This is a genomic window from Candidatus Aegiribacteria sp., assembly GCA_021108435.1.
In the GTDB taxonomy this organism is placed as follows: domain Bacteria; phylum Fermentibacterota; class Fermentibacteria; order Fermentibacterales; family JCC-6; genus Aegiribacteria.
On the sequence record JAIOQY010000159.1, the window covers coordinates 1 to 4,793 of the forward strand.

General features: G+C 47.3%; 3 protein-coding genes. 1 reads left to right on the forward strand and 2 read right to left on the reverse strand.

Features of this window, described 5'->3' with window-relative positions:
• A partial coding sequence (locus tag K8R76_08815; protein ID MCD4848278.1) for a hypothetical protein occupies positions 1–845 on the reverse strand: 845 nt, incomplete at its 3' end.
• Between the two features lie 343 nt (positions 846–1,188).
• Between K8R76_08815 and K8R76_08820 the strand changes: the two genes are divergently transcribed.
• Positions 1,189–2,220: a 4Fe-4S binding protein gene (locus K8R76_08820; GenBank protein MCD4848279.1), complete on the forward strand. Its 1,032-nt coding sequence runs from the start codon at positions 1,189–1,191 to the stop codon at positions 2,218–2,220.
• On the opposite strand, the gene K8R76_08825 is transcribed toward K8R76_08820, so the two are convergent.
• On the reverse strand, positions 2,207–4,741 hold the full coding sequence (locus tag K8R76_08825; GenBank protein ID MCD4848280.1) for a VCBS repeat-containing protein: 2,535 nt from the start codon (positions 4,739–4,741) through the stop codon (positions 2,207–2,209). The genes K8R76_08820 and K8R76_08825 overlap by 14 nt on opposite strands.
• Between the last annotated feature and the right edge of the window lie 52 nt (positions 4,742–4,793).

Here is a 4,793-nt window from a genome sequence, read left to right on the forward strand (position 1 = left end):
GGTGCCGGTTCCGAACAGTTGTAGCTGGAGAAGTGATCAGCACCCCATTCGTCCGCCCAGAGGAGCAGTCCTCTGTCGGAGCAGCTGCCCATGGCCATAATACAGGGGTCGCAGGGGAGAGTATCAGGGGTTGAGGTCAGCGTATCGCAGAGAAGGTAAACAGGGTCTATGGGCGGGTTGTGCGAAAGGGTCATGAGCATTATGTGTCCCGGATAGCCCCAGCCGCCGCCTGTAAACTTGTCCGTGGCGAATATGGCTCGGCTGTCCTGGCAGGCAACCGGTCCAACCATTTTGAAGGGGAAATATTCCGATGCGTCTTCCAGAGGGTATGGTGTTTCCTCGTAGAGGAGTGTGCCAAGATCTATCTGAGCGGAATTGATGCTGTAATCCTGCATGAACCAGTAGTAGTCGGTTCCGCTGCTTAAACAACAGTAATAATACCCTGCGATAAGGCCGTCATACAGAGGATGATGGTGCCTGATGAGACCGTACTGCGCGTACTCCGTGTAAAATCCTTCGAAAGAAACCTGGTCCTGCACATCAAGAAGTATAAAATTCAGAGAATAGAGAGTATCGGTACAGAAGGTTTCCTCCAGGGATGTGATCAGCATTACGTTCGGTGTGTCAGTATCATCCAGGCAGATGGCCACAGAGGCCATTGAACAATCGTGGAATGTTGCCTCATCGACAGGGGTGGTTCCATCGTACCTTGCCACCCTTGCATCACCGGAATAATCTATCCAGCTCACATAGAGATAATCATTTCCCGTGAAGCGCAGAGGAACCATGTCGACATTAGCCGCACAGACCCCAATCAGAAGGATAGGCACCATATATTTGATCATGATAATTCTCCTGACTACCCCATAGAATGCTGTTTTTTCATCTGCAGTATTTCCTGGAAGGACAATTCGACATATCCTGCCCTGTCAAATCTCCTTCCTTATGACAATACTAACGGCAATCATGCCCGGTCAATGCTTCTTGTCCTGTTCCGGGGAGAGTAAACCTGATATTTACGGTATATGCATAATTTATTCTATATTACACATTGTGTAAGTGTCGCAAGTGGCGTCCGACCCCGAATGGATTGAAATGGTTAAACAGATAAAATCACAGCGCTATATAAAATTATTGCGATATACTGTTTACTTTTTTATCATATCAGGTTTGATAGCAGGGTTCTTAATGGGCGTCGTACGGAAGAACGCAAGCCCGGAAGTTAAAGCAATCATTGAGTGGATCTTTATCATTTTTGAGAATGGAATTCGATCGATAACCACGATAATCGGATTTTATATAACCATCAAGTATGTTAAAAACTCAAGAGGTAAGATATCCAAATTCAGGCTGATCAGTTTTGCCAGTTTCTCCATTTCGTTCTTATTCTTATATCTGATCCTGCCATTCATACTGCGATTTACAGAATTCTATGTTGCCCTGATGCCCTTTCCATGGGCATCATTGCCATTTCAAGCACCGATAACAGGTTCTCACCTGACTGTTTCACTGACTAAGATACTGGACTGGAACGGAGTTGTTATTACGCTCTGGGTATTTTACATATACCAATTGATTGTACTTATAGGGACAGTATTCTTAGGAAGACGCTGGCACTGCAGTATGCTTTGCACATTTGTCGGCGCTCATGCAGAAGCATTTGGCGAAGCATTGCCCTTAATCTCTCATAATAAAAAACGCCCGCGATCCAAGGTGGTCCATCCGAAGATGCGGACAATCCTTTCTGTATTTCAAATTTTCATGATTGTCATCTGTCTGGCCCTGATGGTTGCCTGGGGAATATTTTTCTTCACCGGAATTGTGACTATTCCCGTGAGGATATTAATTAATATTGAGAGAATTAAATATCTGGTCTTTGAATTATACCTGATGATCTTTTTCATGCTATTTGTCGGAGCAAGATCTTATTGTTATTACTGCCCTGCCGGTACCCTGCTTGGTGTTATTGGGAGAATCGCCGGGCAGCAGATCACCACCGGACTTACGAAATGCAACAGCTGCGGATTATGTAATGACGTATGCAAAATGTCGATTGATATAATGAGCAAGGCGAAGACCGGTGAGCCGGTAAGATCTTTAAACTGTGTGGGGTGTGGAGTTTGTGTTGAGACCTGCCCTGCCGGTAACCTGCAGTTCACTACACTCTTCCTGACAAAATATCGCAGCAGAAAAGCAGGGCATTCAATTACCGGCCGATAGTTGATATCGATCCGGGCAAGCCCTCCGATTCAGTTACTGATACCGGATTACCCGGTACAAAAAGCTTCATTGAGAACGGATTTCCAGAAGATAGACCGAAGTGAAGGTATCTGCTGTTCTGACTTGTGGTACCGCTTCCACCCTCAACCTGCCTGAGGTATATGATGCCGTCCTGCTCCAGCTCAACGGTACATCCGATACCTGATGGATTTACACCATCAGGTGGATAAACCTTGACGATTGCACCGTAGCCGCTTTCCGTGACATTTCTCAGGAGTATTGGGCCATCTCCGGAACCAATCATCAGATCGAGTTTTCCGTCAAGATCGAAATCAGCAGCTGCCGCACCCCAGCCGTTGAATACTCTGGCACCTGCGAGCCATGTTACATCTCTGAAGGTTCTGTCACCCTGATTCAGATAGAGAAAACTCCGTCTGTCAGAATATATTGAGGTAATAAAGAGATCAAGCCATCCATCGTTGTTGAAATCACCCCATACAGGGTTTGAATGTGTTTCCTCGAACCTGATCCCGGCTTTTCCTCTTCCGTCAGTGAAGAGATCGTCTTCATTGACAAGCAGTTCGCTCATATCGGAAAAAACAATATATCTTGGATGAGCAAGGTTTGCAGAGAATAGATCCCAGTCTCCATCACGATCATAATCTCCCCACGCGCTGCCGATAGTGTGTCCCCACCAGCCGTCTGTATCCGTTCCCGCTAATCCTTTTGTCAGAGCGGAGTTTATCGCGCCTTCAGATGTGTTCTCCCAGAGGAAGTTCTCCTGAAGGCGATAGTTTGAGACGAAAATATCGATGTTTCCATCTCTGTTAAAGTCACAGGGGCTTACTCCTCTTCCGCAAAGAGGCTTATCAAGGAATGGATTCATCCCGAGACTGTCACCTATCTGTATGAAACCATCAGGACCGCCGAGGTAGAATGCGTCAGGGGTTCCTGATCCCATATTGCCTGCCTGTTCATAACTGGCCAGGTACAGATCAAGCCATCCATCCGCATTCCAGTCAAGAAGCGCCACTCCCTCGATTTTTGAATTGGTAGCGATTACACCCATCCTCTCAGTCCTGTCCTTAAGAACGCCGTCAATATTGACGAATATCTGAACCGGATTGCCGGAGGTGACCAGATCGGGGAATCCATCCCGATTTATGTCTCCCCAGATTCCTCCATTACCCCTGCACGAATCAAGACCGGCCTCACTAGTTACATCGATGAAGGAATTTCCCTCGATGTTCTGGTAAAGTGAATGTCCGATCAGAATATCCGGATACCCGTCTGAATTCCAGTCACACCAGGAGACCCTTGAACCGCTGACAAGGCTGTCCGGTCCGAGAAGATATGTCACATCTTCGAAAATCGGACCGTTATATCCGGTTTTATCCCGTCCCCATTCTTCGGGTATAACGCCGGTCGGCAGAAGACTGTCCAGCTCCAGCACAGCTTCTCCGCTCCAGCGGTTCCGTACTTCTCCGAGCACAGCTGCGTCAAGGAAATGATTCATTGCCTGAAGAGTATCACCAATTCGGAGATTCAGTCTTCCGGCAAGCCAGTGCAGGGAAGCCTCTGTGTGAAAATCATCTACAGGATAGACTGTGAGTGACAGGAGATCTTCCAGATCCTGAAGTGCTTTCTGCTCATGACCGAGACCGGCCATGGCGAAACACTTCCTGAAATTCAATCCTGTTTCAAGCGCCATACCGGTTAGAAGCCATTCTTCCTGAGGTATTCCCACAGGAATCCAGCTGCTGTCCATCAGCACCAACCCTTTTTCCGCGAGTTCAAGCGCCTCTGACCAGGAAGAATCACGGTCAATGTACATCGCCGCGCCGCTCAGGCAGGCCTGAGGATCGTCAGGACATGCTTCGAGCCACATTTCTAGAGAGTTCGTCCACCTTGTTGAATCGGCTGTTTCAAATACAGCATTCAGCGTATACTGCCATGCTCTGGATCGCCAGAGATCCGACTTATCGCCCCATTCATCAAGGAAATCCTGAAGAACCAGGATTCTGGCTGAATCGTCATTCCAAACAGGATACAGGTTATCGTAGAATTCCCAGCTTATAACCTCTGAAGCCTCCATGGATTCAGGGAAGCTATCGACCAGCACCCGCATGAGACTGTCCGCCAGAATACTGTCTTCGAGTACGGCTGCCGACTCAATTAAAGAAAGAAGATGTTGCGGTTCCCAGTCAAGCATACTGCTCCATTCTGGCAGTTCTTCTCTGAGATATCCGGACGACATTGAAGGAAAGTGTTCAGTTGAACCGGATATCACAGCCCAGATCGCTGCGAAAAGTCCGGCGGACGGGTCTTCCGCAAATGCTCTTTCAAAAAGCATGGAAGCCATGGAAGGATTACCTGATCTCCGGAATACTTCAGCGCTGAGCGAATCTGACTCACCGGTGAGTTCAAGCGCATTATTAAAATCTCTGATATTAAGGAGAGCATCGAATTCCGAGGGTTGTGCTATGACAAGAAACGAGATAATTATTAGTGCAGTCTGCATAATATCTCTCCAGTCTTAATTGAAATGGAGATTTCCGTAAGAATATCTAATA

Excerpts from the sequence above, each read along its gene's own strand:
- K8R76_08820 (MCD4848279.1), top strand. The coding sequence starts at position 1,189 with ATGGGCGTCGTACGGAAGAACGCAAGCCCGGAAGTTAAAGCAATCATT.
- K8R76_08825 (MCD4848280.1), bottom strand. The coding sequence starts at position 4,741 with ATGCAGACTGCACTAATAATTATCTCGTTTCTTGTCATAGCACAACCC.